Source organism: Streptomyces sp. NPDC058697, from assembly GCF_042715345.1.
GTDB classification, from domain to species: Bacteria; Actinomycetota; Actinomycetes; order Streptomycetales; family Streptomycetaceae; genus Streptomyces; species Streptomyces liliifuscus.
Genome location: NZ_JBHXSU010000005.1, coordinates 176,610 through 193,517, shown reverse-complemented (window position 1 = coordinate 193,517; position 16,908 = coordinate 176,610). Strand labels below are relative to the sequence as shown.

14 protein-coding genes are annotated in these 16,908 nt (G+C 72.4%); 5 read left to right on the top strand and 9 right to left on the bottom strand.

From position 1 onward, the window contains the following. The first annotated feature begins 182 nt into the window (after nt 1-182). Nucleotides 183-1,217, top strand: coding sequence for a serine hydrolase (locus tag ACFWXQ_RS14445; protein WP_383937176.1), 1,035 nt, complete (start codon nt 183-185; stop codon nt 1,215-1,217). 42 nt (nt 1,218-1,259) lie between these two features. Here ACFWXQ_RS14445 and mycP read toward each other — a convergent pair whose 3' ends face one another. Together mycP and ACFWXQ_RS14435 are read right to left on the bottom strand one after the other, a co-directional pair. Next, complete coding sequence (gene mycP, locus ACFWXQ_RS14440; RefSeq protein ID WP_383937174.1) at nt 1,260-2,438, bottom strand: type VII secretion-associated serine protease mycosin; 1,179 nt, start codon at nt 2,436-2,438, stop codon at nt 1,260-1,262. Beyond that, on the bottom strand, nt 2,435-3,715 hold the full coding sequence (locus tag ACFWXQ_RS14435; RefSeq protein ID WP_383937172.1) for a hypothetical protein: 1,281 nt from the start codon (nt 3,713-3,715) through the stop codon (nt 2,435-2,437). The genes mycP and ACFWXQ_RS14435 overlap by 4 nt, the downstream gene beginning before the upstream one ends. 1,704 nt (nt 3,716-5,419) lie before the next feature. Here ACFWXQ_RS14435 and ACFWXQ_RS14430 point away from each other — a divergent pair. Continuing rightward, nucleotides 5,420-6,622, top strand: coding sequence for an amino acid deaminase/aldolase (locus tag ACFWXQ_RS14430; RefSeq protein WP_383937170.1), 1,203 nt, complete (start codon nt 5,420-5,422; stop codon nt 6,620-6,622). 75 nt (nt 6,623-6,697) lie between these two features. On the opposite strand, the gene ACFWXQ_RS14425 is transcribed toward ACFWXQ_RS14430, so the two are convergent. The 4 genes from ACFWXQ_RS14425 to ACFWXQ_RS14410 form a co-directional block, all read right to left on the bottom strand. Beyond that, nucleotides 6,698-7,657 carry a DUF2510 domain-containing protein gene (locus ACFWXQ_RS14425; protein WP_383937274.1) on the bottom strand — a complete coding sequence of 320 codons (960 nt, stop codon included), beginning with the start codon at nt 7,655-7,657 and terminating at the stop codon, nt 6,698-6,700. Nucleotides 7,658-7,758: 101 nt separating this feature from the next. Then, a complete protein-coding gene (locus ACFWXQ_RS14420) occupies nt 7,759-8,550 on the bottom strand; it encodes a 3-oxoacyl-ACP reductase (RefSeq protein ID WP_266741593.1) in 792 nt (263 codons plus the stop codon). Continuing rightward, nucleotides 8,547-9,926, bottom strand: coding sequence for an aldehyde dehydrogenase family protein (locus ACFWXQ_RS14415; RefSeq protein WP_383954897.1), 1,380 nt, complete (start codon nt 9,924-9,926; stop codon nt 8,547-8,549). Before ACFWXQ_RS14415 ends, ACFWXQ_RS14420 begins: the two co-directional genes overlap by 4 nt. An 8-nt stretch (nt 9,927-9,934) precedes the next feature. Then, a complete protein-coding gene (locus ACFWXQ_RS14410) occupies nt 9,935-11,299 on the bottom strand; it encodes a glutamine synthetase family protein (protein WP_383954899.1) in 1,365 nt (454 codons plus the stop codon). Nucleotides 11,300-11,376: 77 nt separating this feature from the next. Between ACFWXQ_RS14410 and ACFWXQ_RS14405 the strand changes: the two genes are divergently transcribed. Beyond that, nucleotides 11,377-12,111 carry a FadR/GntR family transcriptional regulator gene (locus tag ACFWXQ_RS14405; RefSeq protein WP_383954901.1) on the top strand — a complete coding sequence of 245 codons (735 nt, stop codon included), beginning with the start codon at nt 11,377-11,379 and terminating at the stop codon, nt 12,109-12,111. Nucleotides 12,112-12,237: 126 nt separating this feature from the next. Further along, complete coding sequence (locus ACFWXQ_RS14400) at nt 12,238-12,918, top strand: gamma-glutamyl-gamma-aminobutyrate hydrolase family protein (protein WP_383954903.1); 681 nt, start codon at nt 12,238-12,240, stop codon at nt 12,916-12,918. A gap of 261 nt (nt 12,919-13,179) precedes the next feature. Here the strand turns inward: ACFWXQ_RS14400 and ACFWXQ_RS14395 are convergent, their stop codons facing one another. Beyond that, nucleotides 13,180-14,130, bottom strand: coding sequence for a LysR family transcriptional regulator (locus ACFWXQ_RS14395; RefSeq protein WP_386268248.1), 951 nt, complete (start codon nt 14,128-14,130; stop codon nt 13,180-13,182). A 229-nt stretch (nt 14,131-14,359) separates the two neighbouring features. Here ACFWXQ_RS14395 and ACFWXQ_RS14390 point away from each other — a divergent pair, with 229 nt between their 5' ends. Next, the gene (locus ACFWXQ_RS14390) at nt 14,360-15,421 is read left to right on the top strand and encodes a TDT family transporter (RefSeq protein WP_383954908.1); all 1,062 of its coding nucleotides are present in this window, start codon (nt 14,360-14,362) and stop codon (nt 15,419-15,421) included. On the opposite strand, the gene ACFWXQ_RS14385 is transcribed toward ACFWXQ_RS14390, so the two are convergent. Both ACFWXQ_RS14385 and ACFWXQ_RS14380 read right to left on the bottom strand, forming a co-directional pair. After that, a complete protein-coding gene (locus ACFWXQ_RS14385; protein WP_383954906.1) occupies nt 15,348-16,067 on the bottom strand; it encodes a helical backbone metal receptor in 720 nt (239 codons plus the stop codon). The genes ACFWXQ_RS14390 and ACFWXQ_RS14385 overlap by 74 nt on opposite strands. 39 nt (nt 16,068-16,106) lie before the next feature. Beyond that, nucleotides 16,107-16,673 carry a helix-turn-helix domain-containing protein gene (locus tag ACFWXQ_RS14380; protein WP_143635589.1) on the bottom strand — a complete coding sequence of 189 codons (567 nt, stop codon included), beginning with the start codon at nt 16,671-16,673 and terminating at the stop codon, nt 16,107-16,109. Between the last annotated feature and the right edge of the window lie 235 nt (nt 16,674-16,908).

The following is a 16,908-nucleotide window of genomic DNA, read 5'->3' as shown; positions in this document are numbered from 1 at the left end:
CTATCGGTGGGCGGTGGCGGTCCGTCCGGTGGGGAGAACCGGTCCGTCCGGTGGGCCGATCGTGCGGTTTGCGCCGCTCGGAAACCCGGCGTTCACGGGGTTCACGCGTTTCTCAGGGATCGCTGACACGCTTCTAACATCCGTCTAACCGGGCGCACAGTGCCGGGGCCCACGATCGCGGCATGTTCCCCCACAGGGCTCGTCCGCGCGGTGACCGTCCGTCCCCTCGCAGGTCTCTCGTGTACGCCTCGGTCGCCTCCGTCGTGCTCGTGGGCGCCGCGTCCTCGGGGACGATGTACGTGAAGGCACAGGCGCACGATGCCGAGGGGCTCGTGTCTTCCTCGGTGGCGTCCGGTGGTGCGGGGGCCTCGTCGGGGGCGACGGAAGCGATGGAGGCGACGGTGGAATCTTCGGCGGTGCCCACGGCTGCGGCCAGTTCCAGGCCCAGGCCCAGTCCCGTGGTGGACCGGGACGCGCTGCTCGCCGAGGCGGTGGAGGCCGTGGCCGTCGAGGACGGGGCGGCGGTGTCGGTGGCGGTGCTGGATGTGTCGTCCGGCGAGAGCGCGGTGTACGGGGACGGGGCGTTCGACACCGCGAGCATCGTGAAGGTCGACATTCTGGCCTCGGTGCTGTTGCGGGCGCAGGACGCGGGCCGGGGGCTCAGCGCGCAGGAGAAGACGTACGCCACCGCGATGATCCGGAACAGTGACAACGCGTCGGCGACGGCCCTGTGGACGGCGATCGGGCAGGCGGAGGGGTTGCGGACGGCGAACGAGCGGTTCGGGCTGCGGGACACCGAGGGTGGGGACGGGGCGTTGTGGGGGCTTACGCAGACCACGGCCGCCGATCAACTCACCTTGTTGCGGCAGGTGTTCGGGGACGAGTCGGAGTTGAGCGAGGGGTCCCGGGCGTATCTGGCGGGGCTCATGGGGGAGGTTGCCGTGGGGCAGGACTGGGGGGTGTCGGCGGCCGCGTCCGGTGTGGGGGCCTCTGAATTCGCCCTGAAGAACGGGTGGTTGCCTCGGAGTGCGACCGGGTTGTGGGACATCAACAGTGTGGGGCGGGTGAGTGTGGGCGGCGGTCGGGAGTTTCTGGTCGCTGTGCTGTCCGACGGCAACTCGTCGAAGGAGAAGGGGATTTCGGTGGTGGAGGCGGTTGCCAAGGCCGCCGTGTCCTGTTTTGAGGGGACTGACGCTCCCGCGAGGTCCGGTGGGTGACGTGCGGGTCGTGGTGGGCTGGTCGCGCAGTTCCTCGCGCCCCTATCGGGGCTCGGTCGGTTTTCTGCTGCCTCGCCAGAGGATGATGGCCACTACCAGGAGGACGCCGCCGGTGCTGCCTGCCAGGGGGCCGACCCAGGCGGAGGTGGGGCTGTCCTCCTTGGCGGCGTCGGGGCCCTTGCCGAAGTACTTGTTGTTGTGGGCCGCCGCCTTGAGGCCCTCGGGCTTCAGGTCGGCGCCCGCCTTGATGGCCGCCGCGGGGTCCACGAAGCCGAAGCCCCGGGAGTCGTCGCGGCCGCCGGTGGGGGCGTCGCGGGCCGTGTCCTCAAGGAGCTGTTTGATCTGGGCCGGGGACAGACCGGGGTGGGCCGCCTTGATGAGGGCGACAGCGCCGGAGACGAAGGCCGACGCGGCGCTCGTGCCCCAGCCCTCGTAGTACTTCCGGTCCGGATCGGCGATGACGACGTCGACGCCGGGCGCGCTGACCGTGGCGTACCAACGGCGGGTGGAGAACGAGGCGCGGGTTCCGTAGCGGTCGACGGCCGTCGCGGCGATGACGCCCGGGTAGGCCGCCGGGTACGAGATGTGGTCGCCCTTCTCGCCGCCGTTGCCGGCCGAGGCGACGACGACTGAGCCCTTCTTCAGGGCGTACTGGACGGCGGCGTCCTCGGAGGCCTCGGGGTGGGCGGACTTGGAGTCGTCGCCGAGGGAGAGGTTGATGACGTCGGCGTCGTGGTCGGCGGCCCAGCGGATGCCTTCGGCGAGGGCGTTGCCGCGGGTGTTGCGGGCCTTGCCGCGGGCGGAGTCGCCGTCTTCGAGGATCACGCGGACGGGGAGGATCTTCGCCTCGGGGGCGATGCCCATGACTCCGTCGGCGTCGCCCACGCCGTGTCCGTGGCCGGCGATGATGCCGGCCATCGCGGTGCCGTGGCGGGCCCAGGGACGGTCGCCGCGGCCGGCGCCGAAGCCGACCATGTCCTTGCCGGTGAGGACGTTGCCCTCAAGGTCGGGGTGTTCGTCGTCGACGCCCGTGTCGAGTACGGCGACGGTGATGCCCTTGCCCTTCGTCGTCTGCCACGCCTCCCGCGTGTGCATCGCGTCGAGGGCCCACTGCTTGGCGCGGATGCCGTCGGCGTGAGCGGCGGTGGAGGGCAGGAGCGCGATGGTGGCGGCCAGGAGGCCGACCGCGAGTCCCTTCCTGTGCAGGGCCCTGCGGGTCATGACGGCTTCTCCGTGGCCGAGTTGACGGTTTTCCGGAGGCTTCGCTCGATGCGGTCGGCGAGGCCCTGTGCGTCGTGGCCCAGGCCGCCCTGGGCGGCGGGCGTGGTGGCGTCGGCCTTCATCGCGTCCTCGGCGGGCTGCGGTTCGGTGACGGTACGGCGGTCGGCGAAGCCGGAGACGGCGTAGACGACGACCGGGGCGTCGGTCAGGACCGAGATGGTCCAGGAGGCGCGCTGGGCGTCGCCGAACCCGGTGGCGAGGGTGCCCTGTGCCGCGTACGGGCGGGGCATGAGGTCGCGCCGCCGGTCGAGGCCCTGCGCGTTGAACCGGGCGCGCAGGGTGCCCATGGCCGCGGAGTCGGCCTTCGTGAACAGCAGGCCGACCGTGGTGACGTGGCTGCGGGTGGCGTCCGTGTAGGTCGCACGCAGGAGGCGCAGACAGCCCGCGGGGGCGAGCGCCTTGCTCAGGAGCGGGTCGAAGGCGTCCTTGCAGCCGCTGTCCGGGGCCACGGCGATACGGGTCCATGTGCGGTCGGCGCCGCCGGGGCCCGCGCCCTGGCCGTCGACGGTGGGCGGGAAGAGTTCGTCCACGGGGATGCTGTGCCACAGGGCCCCGGCCGCCGTGAACGCGTCCGGTGTTCCGGCCCCGTCCGCGCTGTCGCCGCTCAGCCAACTGCCCGTCACCGCACCGCCGATGAGCCCGAGCCCCAGCACCACGCAGGTCACCACGGCCGCGAGTCGGGGGCGCGGCCGGGCGCCTCCCGTGCGCGGCTCGACGGTGTCGTTGTCGTACGTGTCGGGGGCCGCGAGGGACACGAAGGGGCGGTGGGCCGGGTCCGGGGGCTCGGTGACGTGCGGAGTTGGGTCCGTGAAGGACTCCGCCGAGCTGGACAGGTGAATGTCGTGGCGGCGCGGGGCGCCGGCCGCCGCGGGCGGGTCGGCCGGAACCGGCCGGAGCCTGGTGGTGGTCTCCGACGGAGTCTCCCAGGGCGCCCCGGTGCGCCGCGCGGAGGGGTGGAACATACCCGGCCGCGGCGGAACGGGCGGCCTGGCCGGACGTTCCGCGCCGCCCGGCCCGGACGCCGGCGCGACCCGGCGTTCAGCGGCACCGGGCCCGCTCGGCGGCGCAACCCGGGGCTCGGCGGCGCCCGGCCTCGGCGGGGCGAAGGGGCGCAGGGGCAGACCGTTGGCGGGCCGCTGCTGCGGCGAGGTGCCGTTGGCCGTCCTCGGCTCGGTGGCGGGACGAGGCGGGGCGGACCTGCCCTCGCCGTTCGTCATCGGGTTACGGGACTCGGCCGCGGACCGCGACGGACCGTCGGTCCCCGAAGCGCCACGAGTGCTCCGACCGGCCGCTCCCGCCCCTCCCGGCGCGCTCGCGGGACGCGGCGGGCTCCCGGCCGCCCCCTCGGCACTCCTCCTCGGATCATGCGGATCCCCCGCCGGGCGCTGCGCAAAGCCTGCCTGCCCGGCACGCCCTGCGGTCGCCCCGGCCTCGGTCGCCGGACGCGGGGGAACACCCGCCCGCTCTGCACGCCCCGTGCCCGTCCCAGACTCGGTCACCGGACGCGGCGGAACGCCAGCCCACTCGGCACGCCCAGTACCCGCCCCGGACTCGGTCGCCGGACGCGGGGGAACACCCGCCCGCTCTGCACGCCCCGTGCCCGTCCCGGATTCGGTTGCCGGGCGGCGTGGGACATCGGCCTGTTCGGTGGTCCTTGGGGCCGCACCGGGTTCACGCGGCGGGCGCGGTGGAACGCCCGGCTGGTCGGCACGCCCTGTACCCGCCCCGGCTTCCGTCACCGGACGCGACGGAACACCCGCCCGCTCGGCACGGCCCGTGCCCGTCCCGGCCTCCGTCGCCAGACGCGGCGGAACACCAGCCCACTCGGCACGGCGGGTGCCCGTCCCGGATTCGGTGGCCGGGCGGCCTGGGACATCGGCCCGGTCGGTGGTCGTTGGGGCCGCACCAGGCTCACGTGCCGGACGCGGTGGAACGCCCGCCCGGTCGGCACGCCCTGCGCTCATCCCCGGCTCGGTCGCCGGAGGGCGTGGGACATCGGCCTGGTCCGTGGTCCTTGGGGCCGCACCGGGTTCACGCGGTGGGCGCGGTGGGACGCCCGGCTGGTTGGCACGGCCCTGAGCCGTCTGTTCGGTGCGTCCCGGAGTCGTGTCGGCCGGGCGGGGTGGGCGAGGCGCGTTCTCCGGGCTCGTCGGGGTGGTGCGTGGGCCGGTCGTCGGGCGCGGTGGGGCGGGCGGTTTTCCGGTCCCGGCCACGCGCGGCATGGCGCCCGTGTCGGGCGGCGGCGTGTCCGGGAAGCGTGCCGAAGCGGGCGGTGGCGGGGGCATCTCCGGTTCGTGTCGCCGTTCGCCGGCGGGACGGAGGTTCGGGAAGCGGGACGACGCGGCCGGGGACGTGCCTCGGGGGCCGGTCGTCCCGTCCGAGGCGTGCGGCCGGTGCGGCGCGCCGGAGCCCGGCCGAGTCCCCGCGCTGCCGTGCCTCGGCGGAGCGTCTCCGAAGTCGCGCCCGGCCAGAGAGTCCGTGTCGTCGGCGCCGGGTCCCTCGGGTCGCCGCGGAACACCCGCGGCCCCGGGCTCGTGCACCGCACGCCCCGACCTCGCGGTTCCGAAGGCGTCGAGCCAGGGCCGGCGGTCCGGGCTCTCGGGCGCCTCGGCGGCCCCACGGCCCGACGGCGTACCGGAGTTGTCCGTGTTTCCCGTATCCCCGGGCCCCTCGGACTGCTCGGGGGGCGTCGAGGGACGTGGCGGAATGGAGGCGCGGCGCGCTTCCGTGCTCATGCACCCCCCGTTTCCTCGGCCCCGGCGACCGGCCCGCCGAAGGATCCCCTCCGGACCCGTTCCCTGCTTGCGTGCGCGTCACTCTACGGGTTGACGCTGTGCGAGTGGGAACCAGTCGGCAGGCCCGGGGCATCTGCCCGGAACGTCCCCCTACCCTGCGGTAATCAGGTCTGGCAGGCTTCGCCCATGACTGCCCGCGCCGCAGACCGGGCCCGTTACGACCGGGCCACCGCTCACCTAGACGCACCCGTCGCCATCGTGGACCTGGAGGCCTTCGACGCCAACGCGGAGGATCTCGTACGGCGGGCAGCAGGCAAGCCCGTACGCGTCGCGAGCAAGTCCGTACGCTGCCGTGCGCTGCTCGAACGCGTGCTGGCCCGGGACGGCTTCGCCGGGATCATGTCGTTCACGCTCGCCGAGTCGCTGTGGCTGGCGCGCTCCGGTTTCGAGGACGTACTGCTCGCGTATCCGTCCGCGGACCGCAAGGCGTACGCGGAGCTCGCCGCCGATCCGAAGCTCGCGGCCGCCGTGACCGTCATGGTCGACGACCCGGCGCAGCTGAAGCTGATCGACGACGCCCGGGACGGCGGACGCGAAGAGGTGCGTGTCTGCCTGGAGTTGGACACCGCGCTGAAGATGCTCGGCGGCCGGGTCCGGGTCGGCGCCCGCCGTTCGCCGCTCCACTCCCCCGCCCAGGTCGCCGAGATGGCCCGTACGGTCGCTCGTCGGCCCGGTTTCCGGCTCGCCGGGATCATGGCGTACGAGGGGCACATCGCGGGGGTGGGCGACTCCGTGCAGGGGCGGCCGCTGCGGTCGCGTGCGATCCGGCTGATGCAGGCCACGGCCCGCAAGGAGCTGGCGCAGCGCCGTGCGGACGTCGTGCGGGCGGTCCGGGCCGTCGTGCCGGACCTGGAGTTCGTCAACGGCGGTGGCACGGGCAGCGTCCAGCACACCGCGGCCGAGGACTCGGTGACCGAGATCGCGGCCGGGTCCGGGCTGTACCAGCCGCGGCTCTTCGACAACTACACGTCGTTCAGCGGGCGTCCGGCCGCGCTCTTCGCGCAGCCCGTCGTGCGCAGGCCGGGGGTGGGTGTGGTGACCGTCCTCGGCGGCGGCTACCCGGCCTCGGGTGCCGCGGGCCCCGACCGGTCGCCCGTGCCGTACCTGCCCGAGGGGCTTCGGTACGACGCCCAGGAGGGGGCCGGCGAGGTGCAGACTCCGCTGCTCGGCTCGCCCGCGGACGATCTGCTGATCGGCGACAAGGTGTGGTTCCGGCACGCGAAGGCCGGGGAGCTGTGCGAGCGGTTCGACGTGCTGCAGCTCGTGGAGGGCGACGCGGTGACGGCGACGGTCCCGACGTATCGCGGGGAAGGCCACACGTTCCTGTAGCCGACGGTCGGCAGTCGGCAGTCGGCAGTCGGCAGTCGGCAGTCGGCTCCAGCCTGTCGTGCGGGCCGGAGCCGGCTACTGGGTGGGGCCGATGCTGCTGCCCACCCCGCCGCCCGTGCCCTCGTCGCCCACCGGCCGGATCCCCTTGGTGATCCGGTCCATGTCGGCGAGGGGCGGCCCCTCCTCGCCCGCGTCGAAGGCGTACCGCACCATGACCATCGACTCCGAGCCGACGCTGGACGGGAACGCCATCGACTGGACGTAACCCCCGGGCCCCGCCTCGGTCTTGACGCGCCAGCGCACGAAGTACCCGGTGCGGCCCGCGACCGCCACCGACCCCTGCCCGACCACCTCGTGCGAGGTGATGCCGTGGAAGGGGCGCTGGTTGACCTTGTTGCGGTCGTAGGCGCGGTCGGCCGCCTCGGAGATGTCGTCCTTGGCGAGGGTCTCGGGGGACTTCTCGTCGTTCGAGGTGACCGTGCGCGAGATGACCGTGCCGTGGCGGCAGAGGCCGTCGTCGCCGGGGCAGTCGTACGTCCCGGACGTGGTCATCACGATGTCGGCCTCGATGACGCTCTGGGGTCTGGCCCAGCCGTCGAGGAGCGGCAGAGTGATGCCGTTGAGCTCGTCCACGACGACGGAGGGGTCGTCGGCGGACGGTTCGGAGCTGGACTCCGAGGGCGAGGGCGCGGCACTCGTGGGCGCGGACGACGTGGGCGTCGGCGCGGTCTGCGTCTGCGGGTCGCCGTCGTCCCCTCTCAGGACGACGGCGCCCGTCACGATCGCGGCGACCAGCACGACCGCCGCGGCGGTGAGGGCGACCGCCTTCGCACGGCCGGAGCCCCCAGAACCGCCGGAGACGCCGGTCCCGAGCGGTACCGTCGGCGTCGAGGGCGTGAATTGCGGCTGCGCGTACGGCTGTTGTGGCGTCGTCGCCTCGGGTGAGCGCCGGTGGTCGGTCCAGGCGGTCCCGTCCCACCAGCGCTCCACGTGCGGGGCGGAGGGGTCCCGGTACCACCCGGGCGGGGGCGTCATGCTCATCCCGGCACTCTAGGCGGCTTCGGCGAACTCCGGTGAGCCACCGTGCCCCGCAGGGGCGCGGGGAACTGCGCGACCAGCCACGAACGGCCCGCGGCCTACAACGGCGTGACGTACGCTCCCGAGATTCCGCCGTCCACCAGGAAGTCCGTGGCGTTCACGAACGAGGAGTCGTCGCTGGCGAGGAACGCGACCGCCGCGGCGATCTCCTCGGCCTGCGCGAACCGGCCGACCGGGATGTGTACGAGGCGGCGCGCGGCCCGCTCCGGGTCCTTGGCGAACAGTTCCTGGAGGAGGGGCGTGTTGACCGGCCCGGGGCACAGCGCGTTCACGCGGATGCCCTCCCGCGCGAACTGCACGCCCAGCTCACGGGACATGGCGAGCACACCGCCCTTGGAGGCCGTGTACGAGATCTGCGAGGTCGCCGCGCCCATCCGGGCCACGAACGACGCGGTGTTGATGATCGAGCCCTTGCCCTGCTGCCGCATGTAGGGGATCGCGGCCTTGCAACACAGGTACACCGACGTGAGGTTGACCTCCTGGACGCGCTTCCATGCCTCCAGGCCCGTCTCCAGGATCGAGTCGTCGTCGGGCGGTGAGATACCCGCGTTGTTGAAGGCGATGTCGACGGACCCGTACGTGTCGAACGCGGTCTTGAAGAGCGCGTCGACCTGCTCGGGGTCGGTGACGTCGACCTTCACGAAGATGCCGCCGATCTCCTCGGCGGCCGCCTTGCCGCGGGTCTCGTCGACGTCGCCGCAGACGACGTGGGCGCCCTCGGAGGCGAGCCGGCGGGCGGTGGCGAGGCCGATGCCGCTGCCGGCCCCGGTGATGACGGCGGTGCGGCCGACCAGGCGGCGGCAGATGATGTCGTCGGTCGATGCGCTCACTGTGCGGGGCCCTCCGTGCTGATGAAGACGTTCTTGGTTTCGGTGAAGGCGGCCAGGGCGTCCGGGCCGAGTTCACGGCCGATGCCGGACTGCTTGAAGCCGCCGAAGGGGGTCCAGTAGCGGACGCTGGAGTGGGAGTTGACGGACAGGTTCCCGGCGCGGACCGCGCTCGACACGCGCAGGGCGCGGCCCACGTCCCGGGTCCAGATGGATCCGGACAGGCCGTAGTCGGTGGCGTTGGCGAGGCGGATCGCGTCGGCCTCGTCCTCGAAGGGCAGGAGCACGGCGACCGGTCCGAAGACCTCTTCGACGGCCACGCGCGCGTGGGACTCGATTCCGGTCAGAACGGTGGGCGGGAACCAGAATCCGGGGCCTTCGGGGGCGGCGCCCCGGATGCCGCTCAAGTCATCCGTGACATACGACCGTACGCGCTCCAGCTGGGACTTGGAGATCAGCGGGCCCATGGCGGTCTTCTCGTCGGCCGGGTCGCCGACGACCACGGACTCGATCGCCGGGGCGAGGAGTTCGAGGAAGCGGTCGTACACGGACCGCTGGACGAGGACGCGGGTGCGGGCGCAGCAGTCCTGGCCGGAGTTGTCGAGGAAGGACATGGGGGTGGCGGCCGCGGCTGCCTCGATGTCGGCGTCGGCGAAGACGATGTTGGGGCTCTTGCCGCCGAGTTCGAGGGTGACGCGCTTGAGCAGCGCCGAGCCCTTCGCCAACACCTGTTTGCCCACGGCCGTTGACCCCGTGAAGACGATCTTCGCGACCCCGGGGTGCTCGACCAGCGCGTTGCCGGTGATCGCGCCCGCCCCCGGGAGTACCTGGAAGAGATGCTCCGGAAGCCCCGCCTCCAGGGCGAGTTCGGCCAGCCGCAGAGCCGTCAGTGGTGTCGTCTCGGCGGGCTTGAGGATGACCGCGTTGCCCGCCGCGAGCGACGGAGCCGTACCCCATGCCGCGATGGGCATCGGAAAGTTCCAGGGCGCGATGACGGCGACGACACCCAGCGGTTCGAGGATCGTGATGTCGAGACCGCCCGGCACCGGGATCTGGCGGCCGGTCAACCGCTCCACTCCCCCGGCCGCGTAGTCGAGCAGGTCACGGACATTGCCCGCCTCCCAGCGGGCGTTGCCGATCACGTGACCGGCCTCGCGGACCTCCGACCGGGCGAGCTCTTCCAGATGCTCGTCCACGACGACGGCGAACCGGCGGAGCAGCCGGGCGCGTTCCCCGGGAGCGAGGGCGGCCCATCGGACCTGTGCCTTTTCCGCCCGTACGACCGCGGCGTCGACGGCCTCGGGGGTGGCGCCCGGGACGGTGGCGATGACCTCCTCCGTCGCCGGGTTGAGAACTTCCAGTTCGTGCAGGTGCGACAACTTCGGCCTCACAGACGTTCGAAGGAGCGGCGAAGCTCCCAGTCGGTCACCGCGGCGTCGAAGGCGTCCAGTTCGACGCGCGCCATGTTGCGGTAGTGCGCGACCACCTCGTCACCGAAGGCGGCCTTGGCGATGGCGCTCTTCTCCCAGATCTCGGCGGCCTCGTGCAGTGTGGTGGGCACGTGTTCGTACCCCGAGGTGTACGCGTTCCCGGTACACGCCTCCGGCAGCTCCAGCTTCTGCTCGATGCCGTACAGCCCGGCCGCGACGAGCCCCGCGACGGCGAGATGCGGATTGACGTCACCGCCCGGCAGCCGGTTCTCGAACCGCATCGAGCGCCCGTGCCCGACGACCCGCAGCGCGCACGTCCGGTTGTCGTACCCCCAGGCCACGGCCGTCGGTGCGAACGACCCGGGCTGGAACCGCTTGTACGAGTTGATGTTGGGCGCGTACAGCAGCGAGAAGTCCCGGAGTGCGGCGAGCTGGCCGGCGAGGAAGTACCGCATGACCTGCGACATCCCGCCCGCCCCGTCGCCCGCCATGGCATTGGTGCCGTCGGCGTCGGCGAGCGAGAGGTGGATGTGGCAGGAGTTGCCCTCGCGCTCGTTGTACTTGGCCATGAAGGTGAGCGAGACACCTTCCTGGGAGGCGATCTCCTTGGCCCCGGTCTTGTAGATGGCGTGCTGGTCGCAGGTGACCAGGGCCTCGTCGTACTTGAAGGCGATCTCGTGCTGCCCGGGGTTGCACTCGCCCTTTGCGGACTCGACGATCAGTCCGGCGGCGCCCATCTCATTGCGAATGCGCCGCAGCAGGGGCTCGATGCGCCCGGTCCCGAGCACCGAGTAGTCGATGTTGTACTGGTTGGCGGGCGTGAGCCCCCGGTAGTTCGCGTCCCACGCCTGCTCGTAGGTGTCCTTGAAGACGATGAACTCCAGCTCGGTGCCCACCTGCGCGGTGAACCCGTGCTCGGCGAGCCGCTCCAGCTGGCGCCGGAGGATCTGGCGGGGCGCGGCCACGACGGGCGAGCCGTTGTCCCAGGCGAGGTCGGCGACGAGCATCGCCGTACCCGCGTTCCACGGAACCCGGCGCAGCGTGCTCAGATCCGGATGCATGGCGAAGTCGCCGTACCCGCGCTCCCAGGACGACATCTCGTACCCGTCGACGGTGTTCATCTCGGTGTCGACGGCGAGGAGGTAGTTGCAGCCCTCCGTACCGTGGTGCAGGACCTCGTCGAGGAAGAAACGCGCGGCGAACCGCTTGCCCTGGAGCCGCCCCTGCATGTCCGGGAAGGCCAGGACGACCGTGTCGATCTCGCCGCCCGCGACGAGGGTGTGCAGCTCCTCGACACTGAGGGGTGGTGTGCGGTCTGCCACGGGAAATGCCTCCTTCGGTCAGCCGAGAGCCATAAGGTATTGCCGAGAACCATTGCTTGGGAAGGGGGCACGGCCAGATGCCGCAGCAGGATCCACACGAACTGAACGACCGGTTGACGCCGGTACTGCGCCCGGTGCGCGCGGGCAACGGCTTCGAGGAGGCCCTGGAGCAGATCCTCCAGGTCGTCCGGCTGGGCCTGGTGCCCGGCGGCGAACGGCTGCCCGCCGAACGGGAGTTGGCGGACCGCCTCGGGATCAGCCGGGTGACGCTGCGCGAGGTCCTGAAGGTCCTCCAGGACCAGGGACTGGTCGAGTCGCGACGCGGCCGCTACGGCGGCACGTTCGTCCTCCCCCGGACCGACGCCCCCGGCGAGGGGGAGCTGCGCCGCCGGATCGACGAGGTCGACATAGAGGACGTCCTGCGCTTCCGCGAGGTCCTGGAGGTGGGCGCGGCCGGCCTCTGCGCGGCACACGGCCTGTCCCCCGACCGGTCGGCCCGCCTGCGCGAGGCCCTGGCCCGCACCCAGGACGCCCCCCTGGCGGACTACCGCCGCCTGGACACCCTCCTGCACCTCACCCTCGCCGAGCTGTGCGGTTCACCGACGCTCACCGCCCAGTACGCGGCCGTACGCGCCACTGTGAACGACCTGCTCGACTGCATCCCCCTCCTGGTCCGGAACCTGGAGCACTCACAGCGCCAGCACGAGGCACTGGTCGAGGCGGTGCTGGACGGAGACGCGGACGGAGCCCGAGAGATGATGCGCGAACACTGCGCGGGCACGGCAGCACTCCTGCGCGGCTTCCTGGCGTAGGAACCCGCACGAGGCACCCGCACGAGGCACTCGCGCACAAGATCCGACCAAGCTGCCCCTGTAAAGGTATGGGGTCGGTCTATTAGCCTCCTCCCGAAGGGCGCACGAGAAACAGGGAGCGTGGGGATGGCAGGCAGACCGCTCATCGGAGTCAGCACATACCTGGAGACCGCACGCTGGGGCGTCTGGGAACTGGAGGCGGCGCTGCTGCCGGCCGGCTACCCGCGCCTGGTCCGGTCGGCGGGCGGCCTGGCCGCGATGCTGCCGCCGGACGAGCCCGCCCACGCCGCCGAGACCGTGGCCCGGCTCGACGGCCTGGTGATCGCGGGCGGCCCCGACGTGGACCCGTCGCGCTACGGCGCCCCCCGCGACCCGCGCTGCGGCCCCGAGGCCCGCGCCCGCGACGCCTGGGAACTCGCCCTGATCGAGGCCGCGTTGGCCTCCGGCACACCCCTCCTCGGAATCTGCCGCGGCATGCAGCTCCTGAACGTCGCGCTCGGCGGAACCCTCGTCCAGCACATCGACGACCACATCGAATCGGTGGGAGTCTTCGGCCACCACACGGTCAAGCCGGTCCCGGGTTCCCTCTACGCCACCTTGATCCCCGAGGAAACCTCCGTACCGACCTACCACCACCAGTCCGTGGACCACCTGGGCACGGGCCTCATCCCGTCCGCCCACGCCACGGACGGCACGATCGAGGCCATCGAACTCCCCACCCCCAACTGGGTGCTGGGAGTCCAATGGCACCCCGAGATGGAAGAGGACACCCGAGTCATGACGGGCTTGATCCAAACCGCTTCCTGACCCACTCACGCACCCAGGGGCGCAGCCCCCTAGGGGCGCGGGAAACGGCGCAATCTTTTAGGGGCGCGGGGAACAGCGCAGCCTTCTGGGGCCGCGGGGAACAACGCAGTCTTTAGGGGCGCGGGGAACGGCGCAATCTTTTAGGGACGCGAGGAACAGCGCAGCCTTCTGGGGGCGCGGGGAACGGCGCAATCTTTTAGGGGCGCGGGGAACTGCGCGGCCAGCCCCCACACACCCGCACCCGAAAACGCACCGCCCGCCCTACCCCCGAGTCAATGTCAACAAATCCCGCGCAGGCCCAGTAGGCCGATGCCCCACAGGCCAAACCGCCCGCAGATCCCGGCTCAGCCGAACCCCCTCCACAGGAATCTCGACAAGCCGACGAGCGGACAACTCCTCCCCCAACGCCAGCTCACTGAGAACCGCAGGACCCGCCCCCGAAGCCGCAGACGCCTTCACCGCCGTCGTGGAGGACAGCTCGATCAGAGGGCGGGCCAGCCCACCGAGCGCCGCGTCCAAGACCTGCCGCGTCCCCGACCCCTCCTCCCGCAGAATCAGCGGCGCCCCCGCCAACTCCCCCGCGTCGAGCGCCCGCCGCCTCCGCGCCCACGGATGCCCGGGCGCGGTCACCACGATCAGCCGGTCGTGGGCGATCACCACGGAGTCCAGCCCGCTCGCCACGGACACCCCCTCCACGAACCCGAGGTCCGCCTCGCCGGAGAGCACCCGCTCGGCCACGACCGTCGAGTTCCCGGCGATCAGGGACACCGCGGTGTCCGGCCGCTGCGCGCGCAGCGCGAGCAGCCACCCAGGCAGCAGATACTCGGCGATCGTCATGCTCGCCGCGACCCGCAGCCGGGAGTCCCGCCGGTCCCGCAACGCCTGCGCCCCCGCGTCGAACGCCTCCGCCACCTCCACCACCCGTCGGGCCCAGTCCGTCACCAGCGCCCCCGCGTCGGTGAGCCGCGACCCAGTGGGCGAGCGGTCGACCAGGGCGACCCCCAGCTGCCGTTCCATGGACCGGATCCGGCTGCTGGCGGCCGGCTGCGTGATCCCGACCTCCCGGGCGGCCCGCCCCAGACTCCCGAGCCGCGCCACGGCGAGCAGCAGCTCCAGCGCACCCAGATCGGGGACCCGGTGCGACAGCCCGCCACCCGGTACGGGCACCGTCTCGCGGGCTCCCTGGTCATCCGTCCCGTCATCCCGACTCATAAGCCCACCTTATGTCCTCATAGACCGGTACTCCCTGGTGAGCCGTCCCCCACCGAGGCACGGTGAACTCATGGCCACAGCCCACCCGCTCACCGCCACCACGGACAACAGCAGCAACGCCAACCCCGGCCGCCCCACAAGGGCAAAGGCAGCGGCAGACGCAGACGCAGCGGTGAGGACAAAGACGTCCCCCTTCCGCCACCTCGGCCCCAACTGGTACGCCCCTGTGATGGGCACGGCCATCGTGGCCACCGCGGGCGCGGGCCTCCCCTTCGACGTGCCGGGCCTGCGCACGTTCTGCACCGCCGTCTGGGCACTCGCCCTGACCCTGCTCGTCGCCCTCCTCGCCGCCCGGACGGCCCACTGGAGGCACCACAGGGACCAGGCCCGCGCCCATCTCCTGGATCCGTCGATGGCGCCGTTCTACGGCTGCCTCTCCATGGCCCTGGTGGCCGTCGGCGGCGGCGCCCTGGTGGTCGGGCGGGACTGGATCGGCACACCGGCGGCGGTCGCCCTGGACGCCGTGCTCTTCTCCACGGGCACCCTGATCGGTCTGGCGGCGGCCGTGGCCGTCCCGTACCTGATGGTGGTGCGCCACCGGGTGGACCCGTCCCAGGCCACCCCGGTGTGGCTGCTCCCCCTCGTCGCGCCGATGGTCTCCGCGGCGCTCGGCCCCCTGTTCGTACCGCATCTCCCGGCCGGTCAGGCCCGCGAGACCCTGCTGCTCGCCTGCTTCGCGATGTTCGGTCTCAGCCTGCTGGCCACGCTCGTCATGCTGCCGATGATCTTCGCCCGCCTCGTCACGGGCGGCCCGCTGCCGCTCGCGCTCACCCCGACCCTGTTCCTGGTCCTGGGCCCGCTGGGCCAGTCCACGACGGCCGTCGACAAGTTCGCCGTCGCCGCCCCGGGTGTGGTGCCGGCCCCGTACGACCGGGGATTCGCGATCCTGCCCGTGCTCTACGGCGTCCCTGTGATGGGTTTCGCGCTGCTCTGGCTGGCGCTGGCCGCCGCCCTGGTGCTGCGGGCCCGCCGCCGGGGCATGGTCTTCGGCATGACCTGGTGGGCGTTCACCTTCCCGGTCGGTACGTGTGTGACGGGCGCCGAGGGGCTCGCCCGGCACACCGGGCTCGTCGTCTACGACGGGCTCACGGTCGTCCTGTACGCCCTGCTCCTCACGGCCTGGACGGTGGCCGCCGTCCACACGGCCCGCGGCCTGGTCAGCGGACGGCTGCTCGCAGCGCCTCGCCGAGCGCTCGCGGTGCCTGCACCAACGACGGTCCGTACCACGTGAGATGGCGTCCGCCGACCAGCGCGCAGGGCACTCCCGGGAACGCCTCCGGGCCGTCGTCGTTCGTGAAGCGGTACGGCTCGTCGGGCAGCACGACCAGGTCGAGGTCCGCCGCGCGCAGTTCCTCGACCGGGACGCGCGGATAGCGTTCGGCGTGGCTCGCGTACGCGTTGTCGACGCCCAGCCGCGCCAGCACGTCCCCGGCGAACGTGTCCCGCCCGAGCACCATCCAGGGCCGCCGCCAGATCGGCACGGCGGCGCGCAGGCGCGTCTCGGGGCGGGGCGGGTCCTGCCAGGCCTCCTCGGCCTCGTCCAGCCACCGCGGCCTGGTGCGCAGTCCGCACGCGCGGACCACCCGCTCCAGTTCTCGGAAGGCCCCCGGCACGTCCCGTACCTCGGTGACGAGCACGTCCAGTCCCGCCTGCCGCAGGGCGATCAGGTCCGGCTCGCGGTTCTCCTCCTCGTTGGCGATGACCAGGTCGGGCGCGAGGGCGACGATCCGCTCGACGTCCGGGTTCTTGGTGCCCTTGACGCGTACGACATCGAGGCCGGGCGGATGGCTGCACCAGTCGGTCGCCCCGACCAGGACGCCCGGCGCGGACACGGCGACGGCCTCGGTGAGCGACGGGACGAGTGACACCACTCTCATGGCCGAACCACTCTCATGGGCGAGTACTCCGGATGACGGTCATCGGCGCGGATCGTCCTCCACGGCCTCGATGTGGTCCGCGACCGCGACGATGAGCACGCGCGTGTCCGCGTCGGTCGCCCGCCACCGGTGCCGTACGCCGCCCGTCAGGTGCAGCGTGTCGCCGCGTCCCAGTCGGTACGCGCGGCCCTCCGCCTCGACCTCGACGGCGCCGTCGGCCACGTACATCAACTCGTCGTTGCGGTGCTGGAATTCGCGGCCGGCGTCGTGGTCGCCGGAGAACTCCATGGCGTGCAACTGGTGGTGACCACGCACCAGGGGGCGCACTCGGGGCTCATGGGTGAACTCGGAGTCGTCCGCGCGCACCACGTCGACGCTGCGCGCCGGGTCGGCGGCGGCGAGGAGCTCGACGCACGTGGTGTGCAGGGCGTCGGCGACCCGTTGGAGGGACCGCATGCTGGGCCGCGCCCGCTCGTTCTCGACCTGGCTCAGGAAGGGCACCGACAGGCCGCTGCGCTCGGCGACCACGGCGAGGGTGAGCTCCAGTGCCCGGCGCCGCCGCCTGACGGCCGCGCCCACTCGAAGGGTTTCCTTGTTTTCATCCATCGCTTCGGCTCCCCCCTGTGCGTCGTCGGTGCGCTGCTCGGTGCATGCGGTACGCGCGGTGCGGTGGCGGCACGTTCGCTGTACGTACACGCCGATTTCTCGCGAGTTCCTGATGTCTTGTCTGCACCCTACGGGTGTTCGGCAAACCGTTTCATGCGCCCGTCACATCGCTGTAAACATCGCCGCACCGATCGCGTGACCGACCGTCACGGTTCGCGCCGGTGGGAGCGCCGGA